This is a genomic window from Bacillus sp. SRB_331, assembly GCF_003264175.1.
GTDB lineage: Bacteria > Bacillota > Bacilli > Bacillales > Bacillaceae_G > Bacillus_A > Bacillus_A mycoides.
The window spans coordinates 16,633-34,741 of record NZ_NADV01000008.1 but is presented as its reverse complement, the minus strand read 5'-3'; the positions used below and the strand labels follow the sequence as shown (position 1 = coordinate 34,741).

20 protein-coding genes and 1 other RNA gene are annotated in these 18,109 nt (G+C 36.3%); 17 read left to right on the top strand and 4 right to left on the bottom strand.

The genetic code is table 11. The features are described 5' to 3' along the window. Positions 1-13 precede the first annotated feature (13 nt). The 4 genes from aspB (at position 14) to B5P42_RS06985 (ending at position 3,215) form a co-directional block, all read left to right on the top strand. Complete coding sequence (gene aspB / locus B5P42_RS07000) at positions 14-1,201, top strand: aspartate transaminase AspB (RefSeq protein WP_113733898.1); 1,188 nt, start codon at positions 14-16, stop codon at positions 1,199-1,201. Between the two features lie 121 nt (positions 1,202-1,322). Further along, on the top strand, positions 1,323-2,030 hold the full coding sequence (dnaD, locus tag B5P42_RS06995) for a DNA replication protein DnaD (protein ID WP_000728546.1): 708 nt from the start codon (positions 1,323-1,325) through the stop codon (positions 2,028-2,030). Positions 2,031-2,045: 15 nt separating this feature from the next. After that, positions 2,046-2,693: an endonuclease III gene (gene nth / locus B5P42_RS06990; protein WP_000933020.1), complete on the top strand. Its 648-nt coding sequence runs from the start codon at positions 2,046-2,048 to the stop codon at positions 2,691-2,693. A gap of 3 nt (positions 2,694-2,696) precedes the next feature. Then, on the top strand, positions 2,697-3,215 hold the full coding sequence (locus B5P42_RS06985) for a YpoC family protein (RefSeq protein WP_113733897.1): 519 nt from the start codon (positions 2,697-2,699) through the stop codon (positions 3,213-3,215). A 23-nt stretch (positions 3,216-3,238) separates the two neighbouring features. Here the strand turns inward: B5P42_RS06985 and B5P42_RS06980 are convergent, their stop codons facing one another. Together B5P42_RS06980 and recU are read right to left on the bottom strand one after the other, a co-directional pair. Further along, a complete protein-coding gene (locus tag B5P42_RS06980) occupies positions 3,239-5,923 on the bottom strand; it encodes a PBP1A family penicillin-binding protein (RefSeq protein WP_113733896.1) in 2,685 nt (894 codons plus the stop codon). Between the two features lie 66 nt (positions 5,924-5,989). Beyond that, positions 5,990-6,592, bottom strand: a complete 603-nt coding sequence (gene recU / locus B5P42_RS06975) for a Holliday junction resolvase RecU (protein ID WP_000155584.1) — start codon at positions 6,590-6,592, stop codon at positions 5,990-5,992. 103 nt (positions 6,593-6,695) lie between these two features. On the opposite strand from recU, the gene B5P42_RS06970 reads away from it, so the two are divergent. Next, the gene (locus B5P42_RS06970) at positions 6,696-7,721 is read left to right on the top strand and encodes a DUF2515 domain-containing protein (RefSeq protein ID WP_088030894.1); all 1,026 of its coding nucleotides are present in this window, start codon (positions 6,696-6,698) and stop codon (positions 7,719-7,721) included. 343 nt (positions 7,722-8,064) lie between these two features. Here the strand turns inward: B5P42_RS06970 and B5P42_RS33080 are convergent, their stop codons facing one another. Then, entirely contained in the window at positions 8,065-8,211 is a 147-nt protein-coding gene (locus B5P42_RS33080; RefSeq protein WP_307838389.1) for a phage portal protein, read from the bottom strand. A gap of 118 nt (positions 8,212-8,329) precedes the next feature. Here B5P42_RS33080 and B5P42_RS06965 point away from each other — a divergent pair, with 118 nt between their 5' ends. Further along, positions 8,330-8,572 carry a hypothetical protein gene (locus B5P42_RS06965; protein ID WP_002011865.1) on the top strand — a complete coding sequence of 81 codons (243 nt, stop codon included), beginning with the start codon at positions 8,330-8,332 and terminating at the stop codon, positions 8,570-8,572. 15 nt (positions 8,573-8,587) lie between these two features. Beyond that, on the top strand, positions 8,588-8,932 hold the full coding sequence (locus tag B5P42_RS06960) for a YppE family protein (RefSeq protein ID WP_002011864.1): 345 nt from the start codon (positions 8,588-8,590) through the stop codon (positions 8,930-8,932). A gap of 178 nt (positions 8,933-9,110) precedes the next feature. On the opposite strand, the gene B5P42_RS06955 is transcribed toward B5P42_RS06960, so the two are convergent. Then, a complete protein-coding gene (locus B5P42_RS06955) occupies positions 9,111-9,302 on the bottom strand; it encodes a YppF family protein (RefSeq protein WP_002030817.1) in 192 nt (63 codons plus the stop codon). Positions 9,303-9,479: 177 nt separating this feature from the next. On the opposite strand from B5P42_RS06955, the gene B5P42_RS06950 reads away from it, so the two are divergent. The 10 genes from B5P42_RS06950 (at position 9,480) to B5P42_RS06905 (ending at position 17,958) form a co-directional block, all read left to right on the top strand. Continuing rightward, entirely contained in the window at positions 9,480-10,070 is a 591-nt protein-coding gene (locus B5P42_RS06950; protein WP_113733895.1) for a YppG family protein, read from the top strand. A 156-nt stretch (positions 10,071-10,226) separates the two neighbouring features. Further along, positions 10,227-10,637 (top strand): CotD family spore coat protein, encoded by a 411-nt coding sequence (locus B5P42_RS06945; RefSeq protein ID WP_113733894.1) that lies wholly within the window; start codon positions 10,227-10,229, stop codon positions 10,635-10,637. A 56-nt stretch (positions 10,638-10,693) separates the two neighbouring features. Further along, on the top strand, positions 10,694-11,248 hold the full coding sequence (locus B5P42_RS06940) for an SLOG family protein (RefSeq protein ID WP_002030808.1): 555 nt from the start codon (positions 10,694-10,696) through the stop codon (positions 11,246-11,248). Between the two features lie 97 nt (positions 11,249-11,345). After that, a complete protein-coding gene (gene gpsB, locus B5P42_RS06935) occupies positions 11,346-11,681 on the top strand; it encodes a cell division regulator GpsB (RefSeq protein ID WP_000622426.1) in 336 nt (111 codons plus the stop codon). A gap of 87 nt (positions 11,682-11,768) precedes the next feature. Further along, positions 11,769-12,160, top strand: an RNA gene (rnpB, locus tag B5P42_RS06930) — RNase P RNA component class B. 180 nt (positions 12,161-12,340) lie between these two features. Next, positions 12,341-13,480, top strand: a complete 1,140-nt coding sequence (locus tag B5P42_RS06925) for a THUMP domain-containing class I SAM-dependent RNA methyltransferase (protein WP_002011868.1) — start codon at positions 12,341-12,343, stop codon at positions 13,478-13,480. 61 nt (positions 13,481-13,541) lie between these two features. Then, on the top strand, positions 13,542-13,724 hold the full coding sequence (locus B5P42_RS06920) for a DUF3921 domain-containing protein (RefSeq protein WP_002126488.1): 183 nt from the start codon (positions 13,542-13,544) through the stop codon (positions 13,722-13,724). Positions 13,725-13,862: 138 nt separating this feature from the next. Continuing rightward, positions 13,863-15,800 carry an ATP-dependent DNA helicase gene (locus B5P42_RS06915; RefSeq protein ID WP_113733893.1) on the top strand — a complete coding sequence of 646 codons (1,938 nt, stop codon included), beginning with the start codon at positions 13,863-13,865 and terminating at the stop codon, positions 15,798-15,800. Positions 15,801-15,918: 118 nt separating this feature from the next. Continuing rightward, complete coding sequence (ypwA, locus tag B5P42_RS06910) at positions 15,919-17,436, top strand: carboxypeptidase (RefSeq protein WP_113733892.1); 1,518 nt, start codon at positions 15,919-15,921, stop codon at positions 17,434-17,436. A gap of 48 nt (positions 17,437-17,484) precedes the next feature. Then, the gene (locus B5P42_RS06905; protein WP_113733928.1) at positions 17,485-17,958 is read left to right on the top strand and encodes a GNAT family N-acetyltransferase; all 474 of its coding nucleotides are present in this window, start codon (positions 17,485-17,487) and stop codon (positions 17,956-17,958) included. Positions 17,959-18,109: the final 151 nt, after the last annotated feature.

Here is an 18,109-nt window from a genome sequence, read left to right as displayed (position 1 = left end):
GGGGGAACTACAAATGAAATTAGCAAAGCGAGTAGCTGCTTTAACACCATCTGCAACTTTAGAAATTACAGCAAAGGCACAAGCATTAAAAGCAGAAGGTCATGATGTAATTGGATTAGGAGCAGGAGAACCTGACTTTAATACGCCAAAACATATTATGGATGCTGCGCATAAAGCGATGTTAGAAGGACATACGAAATATACACCAACAGGTGGATTACAAGCGTTAAAACAAGAAATTGTGAAGAAGTTTACTCGTGATCAAGGAATTGCGTATGATCCATCTGAAATTATTGTATGTAATGGTGCCAAGCATGCATTATATACATTATTCCAAGTGTTACTTGATGAAGGAGATGAAGTTATCATCCCAACTCCTTATTGGGTAAGTTATCCTGAGCAAGTAAAGCTTGCTGGTGGTAAGCCAGTTTATGTAGAAGGTCTAGAAGGCAATGAGTACAAAATTACAGCAAAGCAGCTGCGTGAGGCAATTACAGAGAAAACGAAAGCTGTTATTATTAATTCACCGAGCAATCCAACAGGGATGATTTACAGCAAAGAAGAATTACAACAGCTTGGAGAAGTATGTTTAGAGCATGATATCTTAATCGTTTCAGATGAGATTTATGAAAAATTAATTTATGGTGACGCGGAATATACTTCAATTGCCCAGCTTTCTAATGCATTAAAAGAACAAACACTTATTATTAATGGTGTATCTAAATCACATTCTATGACAGGCTGGCGTATTGGATATGCAGCAGGAAATAAGCAGCTTATTAAAGCGATGACGAACTTAGCGAGTCATAGTACGTCAAACCCTACTTCAATTGCTCAATACGGTGCAATTGCTGCGTATGCAGGCTCACAAGAACCTGTAGAAACAATGCGTCAAGCGTTTGAAGAAAGATTGAACATTATTTATGATAAATTAATTCAAATTCCTGGTTTCACTTGCATTAAGCCACAAGGTGCTTTTTACTTATTCCCAAATGTAAAAGAAGCCGTAGCGTTAGCTGGGTATGATACAGTTGATGAGTGGGCAAAAGCATTATTAGAAGAAGAAAAGGTGGCTCTTGTTCCAGGTACAGGATTTGGTGCGCCAAATAACGTTCGATTATCGTATGCGACATCTCTTGAGCAAGTTGAGAAAGCATTAGAACGAATTCATACGTTCATGAAAAGTAAAGTACAGGCTTAATCGTCTGTTTCTTGTAGTAAATGGCAAAAAACCTCCCTATATATAGGGAGGTTTTTTTGACGAATTGTGGCAAAAAGAAATGGCTAAAGGTGTGTTATACTAGAGAACGAGGTGTTTGGTGATGAAAAAGAAAATGATGTTACAATGGTTTGAACAGGGAAGCATAGCGATTCCTAAATTGCTTATGATGCATTATAAAAAGCTAGGTTTAAATGAGACGGAATTTATGGTAGTACTTCATGTACACACATTTTTAGAATCAGGTAATTCGTTCCCGACTCCTTCAGAGATTTCAGAACGGATGACGATAACAGAAATGAAATGCATGGAAGTGATTCAGACTTTAATCCAAAAAGGTTTTTTAGCACTAGAAGGTGGACGAAGATCTGAAGCGATGATGTGTGAAAGTTATTCTTTACAACCACTGTGGGAAAAAATATTGCACTTTTTAATGAATGAATCTATAGAGGAAGAGCAAAAAGAACAAAAGCAAATTCAAGTAAATTTATATACAGTATTTGAAAAAGAATTCGGAAGACCACTTTCGCCATTTGAATGTGAAACATTAGGGATGTGGGAAGATCAAGATCAACACCATCCGAATTTAATTCAAGCGGCTCTTCGTGAAGCTGTTATGAGTGGTAAACTTAATTTCCGGTATATTGATCGTATTTTGTTTGAGTGGAAAAAGAACGGAATTAAAACGGTAGATCAAGCGCAAAATCAAGGCCAGAAATTTAGAGCGAATCAACAACGCACACAACAAACGACAAAACAAGAGACGAAATTTACTGGGAAAGTGCCTTTTTATAATTGGTTGGAGCAGTAGTGTAGGAGGAAAGATATGTTGAACAAAACGCAAATTCGTTATTGTTTAGATACAATGGCGGATATGTATCCAGAAGCGCATTGTGAATTAATTCATGATAATCCATTTGAACTTGTAATCGCGGTGGCATTATCTGCGCAATGTACAGATGCACTTGTGAATAAAGTGACGAAAAACTTATTTCAAAAATATAAAACACCAGAAGATTATTTAAGTGTGTCTTTAGAAGAATTACAACAAGATATACGTTCCATTGGATTGTTTAGAAATAAGGCGAAAAATATTCAAAAATTGTGCCGGATGTTACTAGATGATTATAACGGGAAAGTTCCAGAAGACCGTGATGAGCTGACGAAATTACCAGGAGTAGGGAGAAAGACAGCGAATGTAGTTGTTTCGGTGGCATTTGGAATTCCAGCGATTGCTGTTGATACGCATGTAGAGAGAGTGAGTAAACGGTTAGCAATTTGTAGATGGAAAGATTCTGTGTTAGAAGTGGAAAAGACATTGATGAAGAAAATTCCAATGGATGAGTGGGGGGTTACACACCACCGTATGATTTTCTTTGGACGTTATTACTGTAAGGCGCAGCGACCACAATGTGAAGAGTGTCGATTACTAGAAATATGTCGTGAAGGAAAGAAACGAATGAAGGGGAAATAAAGGATGGAGCGAGTTATAGAAATACCGAAAGAGTTTCGGTACGTACCATTTTTTAAAAAGAGTGCAAATTCGATTACGTATAATACAGACCAGTCTTTTGAAGAAATAATACAAAATACTTACTTTATATTTGATATTGAAAGACAATATGAGCCGTGGAATGAAATTGAAACAAGTATTCCAGCGGTGTTAAATGTATGGAAAAGCAGGCATGAAGAAATTGCTACACTATTTCGAAACCGAAAAAAACAAGAAGCTGAGGGTCCGATGATTCTTGTTGCAGCACACTTGCTATCGATTGTATATTGGCTAAATGAGAAGCCTGTTCATAGTTTGTATGAGATACAAGTAAATACGAATGAATTGGAAGCACAACCTGTTAATTTTATAGAACGATACTCATTTATTATAAAGAAACCGAGTAATTATCATTCGTATATTCAATTAGCACAGTTGTATATTGAAATAGAAAAGCTACATGTTAAGAAAATGATAACAAAAAAGAAGTCCTTTTCTCGTTAAGAGTAAGGACTTCTTTTTTGTTATTAAGACTCTGATGTAACAACATCTCCGTCTGCGTGAGGTGTATCTCCTCCGGTATTCTGTTGGTGCTGCTCTTCTTCAGCTTTTTTTCTAGCTTCTTCTTCAGCTTTTTTCTTAGCTTCTTCTTCAGCCTTCTTCTTAGCCTCTTCTTCAGCAGCTTTCTTTTGAGCTTCTTCTTGCTGTTTACGTTGTTGTTCTTGTTGTTGTTGCTGTTGTTGTTGTTGTTGCTGTTGTTGCTGTTGTTGCTGTTGCTGTTGTTGCTTACGCTGATCTTCTTCAGCTTTTTTTGTAGCTTCTTCTTGTTTTAGTTTATCTTCATTGGCCTTTTTCAGGGCCTCTTCGTCAGCCTTCTTCTTAGCCTCTTCGTCAGCTTTTTTCGCATCTGGAGTTCCGCCAGGGGCAGTGAAGGATGCACCAACTGCAGGGCTTGTTCCAGTACCCTTTTTCGCTACTACAGAGAAACTGTAAGTAACACCTGGTTTAATACCACCAAGAGTAGCTGTCGTACCGCTTACTGATAAGCTACCACTAGAACCGTCAGTAGCTTTATAGCTTGCTGCGTATGCATCAACATCTGATGATGGTCCAGACCAGTTCAGTGTCACTGTGCTAGCGCCATCGAAAGCGACATTAAGGCCACTAGGTGGATCTACTTTAATTTGTTTAACTGCATCTTTTTTCGCACCTTTTACGTACAATTCTCCGTTTATTTCTTGAACAGAAGAAGGACGTTCGAAACGAGATTTATCTGTAGCGAATTTGCTCATCATTACTTGGAACATTTGTTGTGCAATTTTAGTATAACGATCGCTAATGTAATTTTCTGGACCATTCTTTTCGTAACCAGTCCACACAGCCATCGTATATTGTGGTGTATATCCAGCGAACCAGCTATCTCTGTTCGCATCAGCTGGGATGCCATATTTTTTTATATCTTTTGCATCAAAGTTTTGTGTTCCTGTTTTACCAGCAACGTCGAATCCAGAAACATATGCTGTTGGCCCTGTACCGCCAGAACCAGGTTTTACTACGTCACGAAGAACATCAGTAACCATGTAAGCTGTATGGTCGTGCATTGCACGTTGTTCTTTCGGTTTAAAGCTTTTCTTTTTCCCGTCTGGGAAGATGACTTCTTTTACGAAGTGAGGTTTATTATAAACACCGTCATTTCCAAATGCTGCATAAGCTCCAGCGACATCTAACGGAGAGCCTTCATTACTACCGATTGCAGTAGATTCATATGCTTTCCCATCTTTAAACGTCATTCCTAAACCTTCAGCAAACTCTTGTGCCTTAGGAATACCGACTGCTTGAGCTGTTTTTAAAGCCGGGATGTTTAATGACTTCTTCAATGCTTCACGAAGTGAAACGTCACCTTTAAAATTACCTGTAGCATTTTTAATCTTTGTGCCATCAGAGTAAGTATATTCAGAGTCATTTAATTGATGATAAGTAGACCATTGAAGATTCTCAATTGCTGGACCATAGTCGAAAATTGGTTTCATTGTTGAACCAACTTGGCGTTTTAAATCAACTGCCATATTATGACCTTTGAAAGTAGACTTACTTTCTTTACGCCCAGCACCAATTGCTCGAACTTCTCCAGACTGTGTATCCATAAATACAAATGATCCTTGGAATTGATCGTTTGGATACTTGATGAGATTCCCATCCATAATTTTTTCAGCGTAATCCTGAGCATCTTGATCAAGTGTTGTATGAATCGTTAAACCGTCTGAACCGATATTTATATCAGGGTATTCTTTTTCAACTTCCTTTACAACAGCATCTATAAATGCCTGATACTTCATTTCAGTCACTTCTGAAGATGGAAGAAGTCCTTGTGTTACAGGGATTTGCATTGCATCATTCATTTCTTGTTTCGTTATATACCCGTGTCGGTTCATTAATGTTAATACGATATTACGACGTTTCGTTGCTCTATCAACGTTATCTGGTTTTGTTGGATCATAAATGTTAGGACCTTGGGGTAAACCAGCGAGCATTGCAGCTTCGTGTAGTTGTATGTCTTTTAAATCTTTGCCGTAATATTTTTTGGCAGCTGTGGAAATACCATAAGAGCGATTACCTAAGTTAATCTTATTTAAGTACATTTCTAAAATTTCATGTTTTGAGTACTGTTGCTCTAACTTATAAGATAAGTACCATTCCTGCACTTTTCTCTTTGCAGTTTTGTCCATCGTTAGAAAATAGTTTTTAACTACTTGCTGTGTAATCGTACTACCACCTTGTGATCCAAAACCACCAGTGACATTTTCCATGACTGCCATTCCAGTACGTCTAAAATCAATTCCATTATGATCGTAGAAACGAGCATCCTCAGTCGCAAGGAATGCACTTTCAATTACTTTTGGAATTTGATCGTATGTAACATGGGTTCGTTTTTCAGCACCGTATTCATAGAAGAAATTCCCGTTTTTATCAAGGAATTTTGTTGATAAAGGATTGACTAGCTTTGATTTGTCTAGTTTTGGAGCGTCCTTTACCATAACAAAGAAGGCCGAAACGCCAGCTACGAGACCGACGATACCAAGAAGTAGACAACCTATAAGAAATCTCTTGAAAAAGGAACCTTTTTTCTTTGGTTTTTCTTCTTTATTATTTGTTTCTTTCGTTTGATTTTTTACATGATTTCGTTCTGTACGAGAACGATAATTATCTGACATTATACTTTCTCCTACCTTTCATTCTCTCCCCCAAAAGTCGAAAAAAGAGCCTTAGTGATGACTCTATCACGAAAAATAAACCGTGTCTAGTACGCGGATATAATCAATTCGAGGGTGATAACCGCATGATAATAAAGACCCATGCTCTTCTATTTCTTGTTTTGTAATCGATTTACGTCCACCAGTATTTTGACGATTCCAAAATGCAATAATATGTTTTGCATCTAATAAATAAAATTCATCAAAAAGTGTAAATTTAATAATAACAAATGCAATTCCATTATGAGCGACTACTTGCTTCATATGTTCAATTTGATGAAGGTGGAAGTTTTGAAGTGGAAAACTGGTTTTATTTTTAGTTTCTTTCGCTTCAAAATCGATGTATTTCCCTTTGTATACACCGTTGTAATCTGTTGTAGAAGGTTGTTTGAAATACGCTTCTTTTACCACTGCAGCACTTCGAGCGGGGTAATCTACTTTTACAATTTGAAGAGGTGTAGGTTTTTTATGTACGCATGCAATATTATGGGTTAAGTAATATTGATTGGTTTCATTCAATTCCTCTTCAAGGGACATACCTCTATTACTGTAAGTATGTTTTTTTATTGGTGTTTTATGAGGTTGTGAAGCTTGATCGTACCTTTTTCCATTTGGGTAACGAATGGTCATATTTTGTCCACTCCCAACTTGATAAGAATTACTTACAAAGGTGATTATATCAAAAAATGAAAAAAGATGTGACCTTTTTCAAGAAAGGTATGGTGACTTACTCATGTTTCGATGGAATGATTACGAAAAAATTAAACAGACCCGTAATGATATTTTTTGTACAGAAGAGGAAAAAGCTATAGTTCTTAATATTAAGGAGAGCACGGATGTAGCTAACGTAGATAATATTTCACGTACACAATCTTACCAAGAATATTATTTGAGAAATAGAGAAATTAGATGGTCTTTTTTAGCGAGTATGGTTTCAAGGAATGGGGGATGGAACATGACAGATTTAGAAGGAGAATATTATTCTAATCTTTTATCTCAAACAGTTAAGAGACGATTATTTCTTTTGTATGAGAAAGCCAATTGGCTCATTTTCTTAGATGCATTTCCTCAACTATTACTGTATGAGGAAAGTAAAAAGAGATGTGCGCCGCTCTTCCATTTGTTACAATTTTTCAACATATCAATTTTTATGGAAAAAGAATGGGTCGCGTTTTGGGAGAAAAAAGATATAAATAGGCTTATGACGGCACTTATTATTAATGAACAAAATAAAATTCAAAAACCAGTAATTGAGAATGCATACTTTCAAAAACACGTATTTGATACTGCACTGTTCAAATTTCAAGAAATATTTCATGTTAGTGCAGTTATTTTTCCAACGGTGGAAGGGGGAATGTATGGATTTTCAGTTTATCAATTTGAAACGTTGCAAAAACGTATAGAACTGGGGAAGCAATTAGCTTGGTTACTATTTCATTCAAAGTATAAGTCTTCTTTTTATAAATTTGCAGTGCAAACTAGGCATACAGGGTCAAGAATGGATTATGAATGTAATATAAGGGGAATTAGAAAATCATGTACGCCGGCTCTTCGGGAAGTGTATTCTATTGTCACTCATGAAAAATTAATTGAAAAAGATTGGTTTAGTGAAGGGTTGGAAATAGATTCATTATTTTTACTTGAAAAACCTAAGGGGGAAATTAATATAACAGAATGGTATAGAAAGAAGAGGGAGCAAATACATACTCTTTCTATATTAAGTAGTTTTGTTAAAAGAATAGATGAGTTCATGATATAATAAAGAAGTCCCGCCTTCTTAAATGAAGGCGGGACTTCTTTATTAAAAGTAATATGCTCTACAACAAGTTACTTTCTAATCGGCTATTTGCCAGCAGTACGACTTTAACTTCAACACTTATCGAAAGCGAAGAGGTAAGGTAGACTAGAAAATAGTTGTTTGTAAAAGCCACTTTGGTTAAAGTGTCATTTTATCCCGCTATTTGCGGACAGTAAAACTCCCACCTCAAAATTTGGCTGGAGCAAAGAAGGTAGGTGGAAGCCCTGCTGTCCGTAAACACCCGATTGGTGCGGGCTGATAATCAGTGGGAGATGAACAAAACCCCACTGATTAAAGTTTCACTTTATGTAGCGGGGAAATTTGGACCATCAAGCTTTGGATTACCAGTCTCAGGTTTGTTTTGTTGTTTGTTTTGCTTTTTCTTTTTTTCGTTTTTATTTTTTGTCATCGTAATACACCTCCTTTTTGTATTGTTACCATTTCTAAAAATGGCATACTAAATGATTTCTTTGACGAATATCAACTAGTTTTGTCATGTGAGAAGGAGTAATTAATCAATCGGCGAAATTACATGACAAAGGAAAGGCAAAGAAGGGGGCGTTTTAAATATGGCGATGGTTCAGAAGGAAGATGTTATGAAAAAAATGGATCAAATGTTAAGTTCTCTCGATTTGCTGGAAATGAAGATTGGGATTAGAATGAATCATGCATTGAAGGATAAAGGTGAAAAAATATGCAATAAGATAGAAATAACAGAAATGCATATAGAACATATGGAAAATAAATTAGTGCATCACGAAGAAAAAGGGAGCTGGGTAAAGACATTTCAAAACGTCGTAGTGAGTGCATAATAAGGTGGGAACAAAATGGGACATGAAGCATTAATCCAGTCTTCGGAGAAGTTAATGCAGTATAATGATGAAGCGAATGTGAAAAAAAGAGAGATGGCTGAATATGATTTTTATAAGGATATGAAGCCATTTGTTGATATTGTAGATGCGGAGTTAGAGATGTGGAAAGAATTAGCTTATAGGTGGATAAAGGAAGAACGACCTAAGTATATACATGTACAACAAATTGATCAAGTGTATGATAATTTACAAACTAATGTGCTACAATGTTTTGTTAATAAGGGAAAAGGCAAACGTTTCTTTGAAACTCATCAAGCTATTTCGTACACTTTGCAAAATATCGTAGATCAATGTAAATAACAAGAGGGAAAACCCTCTTGTTTTTTTATCCCGCGTTAACGGGCAGTAAGACTCCCACCTCAAAACTCGGCTGAAACAATGAAGTTAGGTGGGAGATCAACTGCCCGTAAAAGCCCGATTGGTGAAGGCTAATAATCAGTGGGGGATGAACAAAACCCCCACTGATTAAAGTTTCACTTTATGCCTCTGTCACTGTTGTAGGTTTTGTTGCACCGTTTATTTCTAACTCTCGTATTAATGTTCGGTAATCTGATATGCATACTTTTCCTTCAAGATAACAATGTCTTGCAAAGTCTAACAGTTCATTCGAATTTTCTGTGTAATACCCCTTTTTTTGAGAAAACGCTTGTTTTAAATCCCCTAATACCATGTTGATTCCTCCCCCATGAGAATCTTCTTCCTTATTATCATAGCATGGAAGGGTTTACTTTCTAATTTTTTTAAAAATTTAAACTTCCGACAAAAAAAGACAGGTACTCCGTTACACATTTTATTTTATAGGTACATATTCTATATGTAGAAACTTATGCGAAGGAGGAGAGAATGCATGTTTCAACAACCTAATGTATATCAGCAAGCAAATCCATATGCACAGCAAAATATGTACCAATATAATGAGGATACATATTTACGATATAATATGTATCCTTTCGAGCCTCATTATGGAAACCCAAATTATTATCAACCATTTGAAGTGTCGTTTGGGAATCAACCGCAGCAACCGCATATGAATCAGTCGCAACAAGCGTATACGAATCAACCACAGCAACCGCACATGGATCAGTCGCAACAACCACAAATGAATCAACCACAACAACCGCATATGAGTCAGCCGCAGCAAATGTATACGAATCAACCACAGCAAGCGTATATGAATTCACAAAACTACATGTCGCCAGCTCAATATGTAAATCAACAAGCTATGTTTTATCCACCAAAACAACCATATCCAACGATGAATAAACAAAAGCAACAGCAACAGCAACCAAGTCAGTTTTCTAGTTTTGTTTCACAATTTAAATCATCAGATGGTAACTACGATGTAAATAAAATGATGAACACGGCTGGACAAATGATGAACGCGATGAATCAAGTAACAGGGATTGTTAAGCAAGTCGGGGGCTTTTTTGGTAAATAATAGTAGGGGGTTGTCTATAATAGGTATTACGTATGAAATTGGATACTAGACAAATTTCCATGAAATAAATGGGTATATATAACAAGCGGCTTTACCCCCTCGCTCATATTGTAAAGTGTAGTCAGATTTTTTTAATGAGAGAGGAGAGAAAAAACTATGCATCATTGTCATCCTTGCTTTGGAGGGCATAAGCCTGTAGGACCGATTTGTACGACAGCTCCTGTCATTCATCCAACGAAACAATGCGTAACACATTCTTTTTCAACAACGGTGGTGCCACACATTTTTCCAACTCATACAACGCATGTTCATCATCAACAAATTAAAAATCAAAGCTTCTTCCCACAAACAAACTCGAACGTAAACGTTGTAGATCCTGGTGATCCAGGATCTGTTGGTGGATTTGGCGGTGGATGTGGACCATGTGGTCATGGTCATCATCACCATGGTCATCAAATATCACCATTTGGACCAGGACCGAATGTGTCACCATTTGGACCAGGACCGAACGTGTCACCATTTGGACCAAATATCGGACCAAACGTTGGTGGAATGTTTAAAAAGTAAATGATATGTTAGAACTAGCAAAATGCTAGTTCTTTTTTTATAATTGGAGTGTTGATATGAAAGTTGTTGCTGTAACAGGATATAAGCCGTTTGAACTTGGAATATTTAAAAATGATCATCCAGGAGTAGAGTGTATAAAAAAGGCGCTGCGTCGTAAATTAACTGTTTTTGTAGAAGAAGGTTTGGAGTGGGTTATTATAAGTGGTCAGTTAGGAGTAGAGCTATGGGCTGCTGAAGTTGTTTTTGAAATTCAAGTAGAATATCCAAATTTAAAATTAGCTGTATTTACTCCTTTTTTAGAACAAGAGGAAAATTGGAAGGAAGATAACCGTGAATATTACGAATTTATTCTTTCACAAGCAGATCATATTGATAGTATTACGAAACGGAAGTACGAAAGCCCAGAGCAATTTAAATTAAAGAATCAATTTTTTATTGAAAAAAGCGATGCACTTTTAGCTGTATATGATGAAGAAAAGTCTGGGAGCCCTAAATATATTGTAGAAGCAGCTAAGAAAAAAGGAGAAATAGAAAATTATCACAGTTATTTCATTCTTTTTTCTGATTTACAAGATATAATGGAAGAGGAACAGTGGAATAATGCAGAGTAATATGTAATATAGTACTCGTATATTTGATTGACAAAAGGCGTTGTTTCTGAAAAAATTTAGTTAATGAAAGCTTTGGCAAAAATTTGAGGTGAAGAAAATGATTTCGGATAAAATTAAATTAACAGCGAAAGATATTTTAGAAAAAGAATTTAAAACAGGTATGAGAGGTTATCAACAAGAAGAAGTAGATAAGTTTCTTGATATGATTATTAAAGATTATGAAGCTTTTCATAAGGAATTTGATCAATTAAAACAACAAAATGCTCGTTTGAAACGTGAATTAGAAGAACAAAAAGTAGCGGCAACACAAGTTCCGCAACAACCGGTACAAACACCAGTTGCACAACCAGTGTATAACAATACGAATACGGATATTTTAAAACGTCTATCTAATTTAGAAAAAGCTGTATTTGGAAGTAAGTTATACGAATAAATTAAGGTAACAAAAAGGTTAAAGCATTTTACATAGAAAAAAACATTGCAAAATCTTTTTGTTTCCACTATACTAATGTTTGTCATAACGTTTGGGTAATCGCTGCAACGCCAACGTTGTAGAGGAAAGTCCATGCTCGCACGGCCTGAGATGGCTGTAGTGTTCGTGCCTAGCCAAGTCATAAGCTAGGGTATTCTGGCTGCAAGGCTGGTTTAACGGCAGGGAAAAAACCTAAGTCCTTTCGGATATGGTTTGACTACCTTTAAAGTGCCACAGTGACGAAGTCCTTGAAGAAATGATAGGAGTGGAACGAGGTAAACCCCACGAGCGAGAAACCCAAATAATGGTAGGGGAATCTTTTCCAAGGAAATGAACGACGGAAAAGGACAGGTTTTCGTAACCTGTAGATAGATGATTACCACCGGAGTACGAGGCGTGGGCCGTTTGCAGTACAAAGGAACAGAACATGGCTTACAGAACGTTATGAACCAACTATGAAATAACTCAGCTCTCCTTTGTTAGAGGAGGGCTTTTTATTTGTATGAAGTTATAAGTTGTGAGTTAAAATGGTAAGTGAGAATATTCTTCGTAATATGTGATAATTAATAGGACAACATGTTATTAATTATTGTTTGATTATACATAAGAGGTGAATGCAAATGGGAAAAGTTACTTTAATTGCAACAGCGGCAATGGGTATTGAAGCGTTAGTTGCCCGAGAAGTTCGCGATCTTGGTTATGAATGTGAAGTGGAAAACGGAAAGGTAACGTTTGAAGCGGATGAAAAAGCGATTTGTCGTACGAATTTATGGTTACGTACTGCAGACCGTGTGAAAATTAAAGTCGGCGAATTTAAAGCAACAACATTCGATGAGTTATTTGAAAAAACAAAAGCGTTAAACTGGGGAGATTATATTCCAGAGAATGGAGAATTTCCTGTTATTGGGAAATCTTTGAAATCAACATTATTTAGCGTTTCAGACTGCCAACGTATCGTTAAAAAGGCTGTTGTTGAGAAATTAAAAACAACGTATAGACGCACAACTTGGTTTGAAGAAGATGGACCGTTATTCCGTATTGAAATTGCAATGCTCAAGGATATTGCGACGTTAACAATCGATGCGAGTGGTGTAGGTCTTCATAAACGTGGATACCGTCTTGAGCAAGGTGAAGCGCCTTTAAAAGAAACATTAGCTGCGTCTTTAATTAAGTTAACAAACTGGAAGGCGGATCGTCCTTTCGTTGATCCTTTCTGTGGATCTGGTACAATTCCAATTGAAGCTGCATTAATTGGACAAAATATCGCACCAGGATTTAACCGAGGCTTTGCATCGGATGAATGGGGCTGGGTTGGTAAACAAAATTGGCGCGAAGCTCGTCAAGAAGCTGAAGATTTAGCTAATTATAATCAACCATTGCAAATCATTGGATCAGATATCGATCACCGTATGATAAGAGTTGCCCAAGATAACGCAGAAGAAGTTGGATTAGGGGATCTTATATCATTTAAACAAATGCAAGTAAAAGATTTCACGACAAAAGAGGAATATGGCTATGTTGTAACGAATCCTCCATACGGAGAACGTTTAAGTGAAAGAGCGCTTGTTGAAAAATTATATAAAGAAATGGGAGAGGTATTCCGCCCATTAGATACGTGGTCAATGTATTTATTAACAAGTTATGAAGCATTTGAGAAATGTTATGGGAAAGATGCATCGAAAAAGCGTAAACTGTTTAACGGATTTATCCGTACAGATTACTATCAATACTTTGGAAAGCGTCCACCGCGTAATTCATAGTATAAAACTCCTCCAGCACGCATATACTGGCTATTATGTAATGCGTAAAGGAGGAAGTGATATGGATAGTTTCCAATTATCGATGATTCAAAAAGCTATTCACCGTACGTATGATGAGCTCGGAAAAGAAGTGGATAGTCAAGGTGCAATTGTAGATGGAATACAAAAAGCGCAGGAAGAATATTTGTCAGCTCTTTCACATGAAACAGCGATTGATAAACGTTATTTAAGGTCATTAATATAGAAAAAAATTTTCCTTTTTCGAAAGGAAAATTTTTTTTCGTGTATTTCTATGTATTGTAACAGGGGAAAGTGGCTGCGCATATGTGAGTAGCAGTTGCTATATCTTTTTATAGAAAAACTGTTTGGTTGGAGGCTAAGGATGTTTACTGAGAATAGGTTACCATTTGAAGTAGGAAAACAAGATAATTTTTATGATAAGTTGAATGAGTGGATTGGAGATGTGTTTTACGACATTCTTCCGGAAAAGGGCTTTGAAGAGCGTGATGAACAGATTTTTATGGCGTTTCAGTTAGAGCGCGCTTTCCAAGAGAAGAAAGTTATGTTTGCAGAAGCGGGTGTAGGAACAGGGAAAACAATTGTATATCTTCTATATGCAATTTGTTATGCACGTTATACAGGGAAGCCGGCTATTATCGCTTGTGCAGATGAAACGTTAATTGAGCAGCTTGTGAAAGAAGAAGGAGACATTGCTAAGTTATCTGAAGCATTAGGGCTATCTGTTGATGTTAGACTTGCGAAGTCAATGGATAATTATTTATGTTTACGTAAACTTGAAGATGTTATGAGTGGACGAGCTCCAGAAGTAATTGAAGATGTATATTACGAATTACCTCAGTTCGTATTCGATCATGGTACGATGCAGAACTTTACTCACTATGGTGATCGAAAAGAATTTCCACTGTTAAATGACGAGGAATGGTCAAAGGTAAACTGGGATTACTTCCAAGATTGCTTCACTTGTGATTCTCGTCATCGTTGTGGTCAAACTCTTTCGCGCGAGCATTATCGTAAAGCGGCAGATTTAATCATTTGTTCTCAAGATTTCTATATGGATCATATTTGGACGTACGAAGCTCGCAAACGTGAAGGACAAATTCCGTTATTACCAGAAAGTAGCTGCGTTGTATTCGATGAAGGGCATCTTGTAGAATATGCAGCTCAAAAAGCTTTAACGTACCGTTTAAAACAAACGATGATGGAGCAACTTTTAACGAGATTATTACAAAATGATATTCGTGAAGAGTTCGCACATTTAGTAGAAGAAACAATTTGGCAAACTGAACAATTCTTTGGGGTACTACAAGAGAATAAAAAGGAAATTGAAGGTTCTGATCGTTTAGAAATTACTGTGACAGAAAAGGTAACTGCAGAAGCGAAAAGACTTTATGCGAAAATCGGTGAAGTCGGTGATGCATTAGTATTTGAAAGTGAAATGCATACAGTAAACACATACGATTTAAATATTGTTGATGAGCATTTAGATGTGTTAGAGCATTCGCTTCGTCTTTTCATGCACGAGAAAAATGTAATTACGTGGGGTGAAGAAGGCGATGGTGCTTTCACGTTAGTTATTATGCCGCGTGCAGTTGAAGAAGTGTTACAAGAAAAAGTATTCTCGAAGAAGATTCCATATATTTTCTCTTCTGCGACATTATCTGACAATGATTCGTTCGCATTTACTGCAAATAGTCTAGGGGTAAAAGATTACTTATCATTCTCAGTTGCTTCGCCGTTTGATTATGAAGAGCAAATGACAGTAAACTTACTTCCGTATACGAAAGAAAATGCATGGGAAAGAAAGTGTCAATATACACTTGAAAATATACAAAAAACAAATGGACGTACACTCGTATTATTCCGTACAACGCAAGAACTTGCAGCGTTTAAAGAATATGTAAGTAAAGAGCAAATGTCAGTTCCGTTCCTATATGAAGGAGATCAAGAAATTAGTCAGCTCGTTTCTCGTTTCCAAAATGAAGAAGAGACTGTACTTTGTGCCGTTCATTTATGGGAAGGTTTAGACATTCCAGGTTCATCATTATCACATGTTATTATTTGGTCATTACCATTCCCTCCAAACGATCCTGTGTTTGAGGCGAAGCGTAAACATGTGAATGATCCATTCTGGGATGTAGATGTGCCTTATATGATTTTACGTCTTCGCCAAGGAATTGGACGTTTAATTCGTACAAGTGAAGATAAAGGTGCTATATCATTATTCTTATCAGATAATGAAGATGAAAAAGTGATAGAAGCAGTGAAGAAAGTACTTCCGGTAGAAGGAAAAGTACTTTAAGCGAAAAAATGTTGTAGGGAAAAGTTTGGCATTTGCCAAGCTTTTTTTCTATTAGAAAAGGAGTTTATGTTTCAGTGTCGAAATAAGTTTGAGGTAGAAAAAGGAGGTTTTTTATACTATGACAGTTGCTACATATGAAGTGGAAAAACAATTTTTAACATATGTGAAGAAGATAGAGAATTACGGAGAGGCATTAAGCTTAATGTTTTGGGATTTAAGAACAGGTGCACCAAAGCAAGGAGTAGACCAGCGTTCAGAAGTAATTGGAATGCTTTCATCCGAAGTGTTTGTGATGTCGACTTCAGATGAGATGGGGAACTATTTAACTGAACTAGAATCTTTAATTGTTGAAAATAAACTTTCTGAAACGACAAAGAAAATGGTTGAAGAGTGTCGTAAAGAATATGATAGAAATAAGAAAATTCCACAAGTGGAACATGAAGCGTATGTGAAATTAGAAGCGAAAGCGGAAAGTGTATGGGAAGAAGCTCGCGAAAAATCTGACTTCGAAATGTTCCGTCCGTATTTAGAAAAAATTGTTGAATTCAAAAAGAAGTTTATTACATATTGGGGTTACGAAACGTACAAATATAACACGCTATTAGACATGTATGAGCCGGGAATCACAGTAGAAGTGTTAGATCATGTATTTGGTCAACTACGTGAACGTATCGTTCCGCTTGTGAAAGAAATTTCTGAGTCTAAAAAAGAATTAAAAACAAATGCTTTAGCTGAACATTTTTCAAAAGAAAAACAAAAGAATTTTACTTTAGAGTTATTAAAACAATTGAACTATAACTTTGAAGCGGGTCGTCTTGATGAAACGGTACATCCTTTTGAAATTACATTAAATAGAGGGGATGTTCGTATTACGACTCGTTACGATGAGAAAGACTTCCGTATGGCTGTTTTCGGCACGATTCATGAATGTGGTCATGCTGTATATGAACAAAATATTGCAGAGGAATTTGAAGGTACACCGCTATGTAGTGGAACTTCTATGGGTATTCATGAGTCACAATCATTATTCTTTGAGAACTTTATCGGTCGTAATAAATCATTCTGGAAGAAAAATTATGATTTATTAAAAGAGTATAGTGATGGTCAATTCAATGATATATCAGTAGATGAGTTTTATGATGCGATTAACGAATCGAAGCCATCGTTTATTCGTATAGAAGCAGATGAGCTTACATATCCGCTTCACGTCATGGTTCGTTATGAACTTGAGAAAGAATTATTTGATGGTACATTACAAGTGAAGGATTTGCCAGCGGCTTGGAATGATAAGATGGAAGCATATTTAGGAATTCGTCCGGAAAACGATGCACAAGGTGTATTGCAAGATGTTCACTGGGCTGGTGGTTCATTTGGATACTTCCCATCTTATGCGCTTGGTTATATGTATGCAGCGCAATTTAAACATAGGATGCTAAAGGATATTCCAAACTTTGATGCATTATTAGAAGAAGGAAACGTGACACCAATTCGTGAATGGTTAACAGAGAATATTCACCAATATGGCAAAACGAAAAAACCACTTGAAATTTTAAAAGATGTGACAGGTGAAGGTTTAAATGCAAACTACTTAGCTGATTATTTAGAAGCTAAATATAAAGAGATTTATGAGTTATAAAACAGGAGCTGCTTAATGGCAGCTTTTTTTTATGAGGGAGTGAGAGAAATGGGCTATATGTTTACAGTAATGTCGCAAGCGGAAGCAGAAGAAATTGCATATAACTGGCATTATGAAGGGGAGTATTCCTTTTATGATATAGAGGCAGATGAAGAAGATTTAGCTGAGTTTTTAGAGGATGAGAGTAGAGGGAATCATACATTTTCTGTGAAGGAAAATGGTACTCTCATTGGTTTCTTTAGTTTTAGTAACATAAATAATCAAACGGTTGATATAGGTCTTGGAATGAGACCTGATATAACTGGGAATGGATTTGGTCTACAGTTCGTAAAAGCTGGACTAGCTTTTAGTAAAGAAAAATACGGATGCAATTATATAACACTATCGGTAGCGGCATTTAATGAAAGAGCGATTAAAGTGTATAAAAGAGCAGGATTCGAAGCTGTTGGAACATTTATACAGAAAACAAATGGTAGTTGTTTTGAGTTTTTGAAAATGAATTATATATGTAAAAATGATTAAAAAACAGAGGAGAGCTTCTGTTTTTTTATTTTGATGTAGAAATAAATGATGTTTTTTTGTACTTGTTGTAATTAGAAGTTTTGAAATTTTGGAAGAGGATGTGTATGATTGAAGTTTAGTAGCAAATAGCAAGTTTAGTAAGGAGAGGTAG